This is a genomic window from Fibrivirga algicola (assembly GCF_011742925.1).
Taxonomy (GTDB): Bacteria; Bacteroidota; Bacteroidia; order Cytophagales; family Spirosomataceae; genus Fibrella; species Fibrella algicola.
Window position 1 is genome coordinate 219,865 of record NZ_WAEL01000011.1, and the last position, 6,090, is coordinate 225,954.

Here is a 6,090-nt window from a genome sequence, read left to right on the forward strand (position 1 = left end):
TCAACGCAGGGGCACAGAGCACACAAAGACAAACTGGGTTTTCTGTGTGCGCTCGGCGTCTCTGTGCTTATCTGTTTTAGTTCTTTTCCTCTCCTTCAGCGAACACACCCTCAACATCTTCGCAATGCCACATCCGCTGACGGCGCATGGTAGGGCGCACGGTAGATTGACCACCTGACTTAGCCTGTAGCATTTTCTGGATCAACCGGGCACGCTCGGCTTCCATCGTTACGCGGTTCTTGTCGTCGCTTTCGCGGCTGTAGTAGATAGCACCCTCAATCATCGTAAACTCGGGACGGGCGTAGATCGATAGCGGGTGGTTATTCCAGAGTACCAGGTCGGCGTCTTTACCCGTTTTGATGCTACCCATCCGGCTGTCGAGGTGAAGCAGTTTAGCGGGGTTGAGTGTCACCATTTTCCAGGCGTCTTCTTCCGTCATACCGCCATACAATACTGTTTTGGCTGCTTCCTGATTCAGGCGACGGGCCATTTCAGCATCATCCGAGTTGATCGACACCGTTACGCCTTCGCGGCTCATCAGGGCTGCGTTGTACGGAATCGCGTCTTTCACCTCCATTTTGTACGCCCACCAGTCGGCAAACGACGAACCGCCAACACCGTGTTTCGCCATTTTGTCGGCTACTTTATAGCCTTCCAGAATGTGGGTAAACGTGTTGACCTTGAAGCCCAGTGAATCGGCCACTTTCAGCAGCATGTTAATTTCCGACTGTACATAGGAGTGGCAGGTGATGAACCGTTTTTTGGCCAGAATCTCCGACAAGGCATCCAGTTCAATATCCCGGCGCGGCATCTCCAGTGTGGAAGCGTTAGTTGCTTTTTTGCCTTTGGTCGGCGCGGCTACCTGCGCATTGTAATCGGCCCAGGCTTTGGCGTATTCCTTGGCGCGCATGAAGTGATCCATGTACACCTGCTCAACGCCCATCCGGGTTACCGGGAAACGTACCTGACCGGCTGGCTGCGCACTCGACTGCTTTACGTTTTCGCCCAGGGCAAACTTGATAAACCCGTCGGCACCTTTGATGAGCATGTTCGACGCGGGTTCGCCCCACTTCAACTTCACGATAGCCGATTGACCACCAATGGCGTTGGCCGAACCGTGGAGCAGCTGCGATGACGTGACACCACCCGCCAGTTGACGGTAGATGTTGACATCGTCGGGGTTGATGGCATCGGACATCCGCACCTCAGCCGTGCTCGACTGCGACCCTTCGTTAATCGATACCAAAGCAATGTGTGAGTGTTCGTCAATGATGCCGTTGGTCAGGTGTTTACCCGTCCCGTCGATCACGCTTCCGCTAGCAGGGGCTGGCAGGTTCTTACCAATCTGCACGATCTTGCCATCCGTCACCAGCACGTCCATATTCGCCTGCACACCAGCGGCTTCGTTCGTCCAGACAGTCGCGTTTTTAATCAGTGTAGTCTGCGCCTGTGGCTTTTGGGCATTACCCATACCCACAAACGGGTAGAGCATACCGCCCAGTTGTGGCTTACGGGCGGTATCGGCTTTGGCTATTGAAGCGCTATATGGCTTGCTTAGGGTAGCCGACCAGGTTACCGGCTGGCCGTTCGGCTGTTCGCCATCACCCCGGAATGAGGTACCATCGCGGTAGCCGGTCAGGCGAGTCATAGCCGTGGGCTGGCGGCGGTTCAGCGCTACACGCATCGAGATCAGGTTGTTATCAACCGACACCATCGGCGTTAGCTTCGTACTGTCGCTGATGGTTATCTGGTAGGTTGGTTTCTCGGGGTTCTCGCCCGTTACCAGCAGTTTAAGGTTTGGACGGTCCGGCGATCCGGTTGTACCGATTTTCAGGTCGTACGTACCCCGCAGATCTGCTACGTTTGGGTTAGTCACCACGTACTGCTTACCCTGAATCCAGTTTTCGTAGATGACGTTGTTGGCCGAAAACAGATTGCCCGACGTGATCACAAAGTTGGCCACTTTGCCAACGGCCAGCGTACCCAGCAGGTCATCGGCTTTGATCAGTTTGGCTGGCCGGGTGGTCAGTGCCTCCAGTGCCTGCTGTTCGGTAAGGCCATGTTCGATAGCTTTCCGCACATTGGCCATAAACTCGGATCGGTTCCGCAACCCTGAACTGGTCAGCACGAAAGGAATGTTCGCTGCGGCCAGCATGGCGGCATTGGCGGGGGCCATTTCCCAGTGTTTCATTTCGGCCAGCGACACGTTATCGGCATCCCAGGCGTCTTCCACGTCATAGGCCTGTGGGTACGCTACCGGCACAATTAGGGTAGCCCCCGTTGCCTTCACTTCATCAATTTTTTGGTATTCGTCGCCTCCACCCCGGATGATGAACTGCATCTTGAACTCATCGCCAATATTGTCGGCACGGAGGATACCCAGTTTATCGCCTGCTTCGAAGAAAGCCGGAACACCGGCCAGGCGATTGAAGGCATCAAGCGACAGGTTCATCTGTGGCTTTTGCTTCGAACGCTTGAACCAATCGGCATCGTACAGCGCTTGACGTAAGACAGCCACCGTTCCCATTATCGAGTTGGGGTTCGACTGTCCTGACGTGCCTTTGCTGAATGAGAAGTGCTGACTCAGTCCGTTGCGCAGGAGTACCATGTTCTCCCGGTCATCGGCTACCGTTACCAGTGCGCCGCTACCACGGGCAATACCGTCGTGGTTGTGCGTCAGTACGGCACCAAAGCCCAGTTTACGCAATTCATCAGCTTTGGGACCCGCCGCTTTGAATAGCTGGCTGGCGTCGTTTTCAGGCTGAATGGCCTGGTTCCAGTAGTAGGGTCCTTTTTTGTTGGTTTCAAGCTGAGGAGCGCCGCCGAAGCCACGTCCTTGTCCGGGTGCTCCCCGAACTACTTCGGGCATGCCATAATCAGAGTCAAGATCAATCAGGCCCGGGTAAATGCGTCGTCCGGCCAAGTTGGCGACTACGGCTCCGGCTGGTATAGTTACGGTGGTTCCTACGGCCTCTATGCGTCCGTTTCGAACAACGAGGGTAGCATTTTGCAAGGTGGTTTGTGGGTCGACCACGATGGTCGCATTAGTGAATGCATACAGATTTGGCCGATTGTCGTGGACACCATTTTGCGGAATGGTGATTTGTGCCAGCCCCGACTGTGCCAATCCGACTGCCAACAAGAGCAATAGGAGATGTTTACGCATGTAGATGAGTGTTCTGTTTGATTGAAGGGTCAAAAATAGCTCTGGTTGCGGAAGAACCGCTTGTTATTTGGGCTTCTACCTCGATATATCGATGGATTCTCCCTCAGAACCCAAACAAACTTTGTTTTTTCATGTTTTTATCCCCTCAATCTATGGGTTCGCTAGTCCAGCGATGATAGATGCTGGCACAATTTTTGACAACACAGGCCACTTTCGCTCCTACTGCCTCATCACTTAAGCTGCCTGTGTGCGTATTTTTTGAGTTACTTATTAACCAGGTGCAAAAATACGAACCAACAAAACAGTACCTATATAAATATCTGATTATCAATATATTATAAGTATACAATTCAAATAGACAATATTAAAACAGCAATTGATCCCATTATAAATAAGCGTATTTTCATGCATGTGTGGCCCTATAATTGTCTTATCCAGATCGTTACCGCCCAACATGGGCTGGTTACGATCTGGTCATGAAAAATAATTACTTGTTTTCCCCTTGGGCCTCAGTCTGTGCCAGGTGGTTAGGCTATTGTACCCTGCTGATCTTCGGTCTGCTACTGCCTGCCTTCGTGCACGCGCAAAGCATTTCGGGTACTGTTTTCAGGGACTTCAATGCGACTGGCACGTATACAGTACAAACCTCTACTACACACACGTACGGCGAGCCGGGGGTGCCGGGGGTAATTGTTACCGCCTATAGTTCCAATTCGGCTGTGGCCCCAATATCGACCACTACAAACAGTAGTGGGTCGTACACGTTGGCAGTTGGTAGCAGTAACGAATTCCGAGTCGAATTCACCAACGTAATAACGGGTGATTTTGATGGTTTTGTAGTCACAGGCACCGCTACTACTCAAAGTAGGTCTGGGGTTCGCTTTGTGACCGGCGGCACCACCGGAGTCAATTTTGGGATAAACTACCCGGCCAGTTATTGCGGTATAGCCAATCCATACCTGGCGACATCCTGCTATACCAATGGTGACCCGGTTGCTTCATCGGCGATCAGTGGCACTTCTAGTCCCGCTCAGGACCCCTGGCTGGTTGGTTGGCAGTATGACGGGGCTGCTACTGGCCGCAACACGTACCTGTCGAAAGGCAGCATTGGCGCAACTTGGGGGCTGGCCTATCACCGCAGCAGTGATCTTCTCTTTGCCGCCGCTTTCCTGAAGCGGCACTCTGGTTTTGGTACTGGAGGCCCCGGTCAGATTTATGCCATAAAGATGACGAACCCGACAAGTGCTTCGGCGAACGTTACTCCCTTCGTCAATCTGGCTAATTTGGGTATCGATGTTGGCACCACCCCCCGTGTTTCTCTTTCGGCTCCAACGGCGCTAACCAACGCCTTACCGACTAATAAAACTACCCCCAACTATGACGTAGCCGCCTTCGACCAGGTCGGCAAAATGTCGTTAGGGGACATTGATATTTCTGATGATGACAAGACGTTGTGGGTAATAAACCTCAAGGAGAGGTCATTGATTGAGTTACCCATTGGCAGTCCAGCTGTTGCACCAACAACGTATACAAGGCACATTTTACCTACCACCTCGTGCGTGAATGGCGTACTTCGCCCCTTCGCGGCTAAGTTCTATCGGGGCAAAGTATACGTCGGAGCAGTCTGTTCTGCTGAGTTAACGGGTGGCACAGCCAGTAACCTGCAAGCTTATGTGTACGCCCACGATCCGGCAGGCGCTACCAGCAACTTTACGCAGGTGTTAACCTTCCCGCTGAACTACACACGCGGCTATGTTACGTCGCGCGGGCTCGATGGAGGCACAGGTACTTCGTTTACCACAGCCAACTGGAGGCCCTGGATCGATCAGTGGACCGACATTCCAAGCAGCTTTACAAGCACGGGGTATGACCAGACGGTTTGTCCACAGCCTGTATTATCAGATATCGAATTTGATAACAATGGTGAAATGATTCTTGGCTTCTTTGACCGGTTCGGTCACCAGGCCGGTAACAACAACTATTCTACGACGACCTCCTCTACGCTGGTATACGAGGCTACAGCCGCTGGCGATTTACTACGGGCCGGGCGAAAACTAGATGGTACCTATCAACTCGAGTCAAACGCTTCGGTAGTCAATATCCCAGCCAATAGCATTGTACCGACAACTGTAACTACCATCGCGACCAACCAGTCAATTCCTCAGGGTCCTGGGGGTGGCGAATTTTATTGGCAGGACATGTACCTTAATAATGCCACAGGCAAAGATACTGACCCAACCTCATCAACAGCCGACGGCGGTCACCAGGAGATTCTGGTTGGCGGTATTGCTCAATGGCCCGGTATGAATGAAGTCGTTGCAACAGCTTTCGACCCGTTTACCAACTTCAGAGCTGCCGGGGCTCGCTATTTTAACAATAGAACGGGGACCAGCGACTTCCAATACCAGGTCTTAGCTCAGGATGGCGGATTAACTGAACCTCAGCGGGTAGCCACTTTTGGTAAGGCTGCCAGTCTGGGCGACCTTGAGATCATCTGCGAACAGTCACCTATTCAGATTGGCAACCGGGTTTGGAAAGACACCAATAATAATGGTATACAGGATGCAGGCGAACCGGCGCTAGCTGGCGTAGTGGTACTGCTGAAAGGACCGGGCTTACCGACTGCGGGTGTATCGGTGACAACAAATTCAAGCGGCGAGTACTACTTCTCGAATTCAACTTCAGGCACAACAGCTACTGGTTTTGTGTATAGCCTGACCGGTCTCACCGCTGGAAGTAGCTACTCACTGACTTTTCCGCTAAGTGCCAGTGCAGGTACGTTGAATCTGAGCGGCAAGCCAAACTCAGCAACGGGCACTAATAGCGACGCTATCGACACTGATGCCAGTTCGCTGGGACAAGTAACATTTACACTGGGCAACGCCGGTGAAAATAACTTCACCTATGATGCGGGTTATATTGAT

Annotated in this window: 2 protein-coding genes; one reads left to right on the forward strand and one right to left on the reverse strand. The window is 52.4% G+C overall.

Features of this window, described 5'->3' with window-relative positions:
* Nucleotides 1–76 precede the first annotated feature (76 nt).
* On the reverse strand, nt 77–3,166 hold the full coding sequence (locus F7231_RS24780) for an amidohydrolase family protein (protein WP_166693922.1): 3,090 nt from the start codon (nt 3,164–3,166) through the stop codon (nt 77–79).
* A 476-nt stretch (nt 3,167–3,642) separates the two neighbouring features.
* Between F7231_RS24780 and F7231_RS24785 the strand changes: the two genes are divergently transcribed.
* Nucleotides 3,643–6,090, forward strand: a 2,448-nt coding sequence (locus F7231_RS24785; RefSeq protein WP_166693923.1) for an SdrD B-like domain-containing protein, incomplete at its 3' end; no start/stop codon positions are given.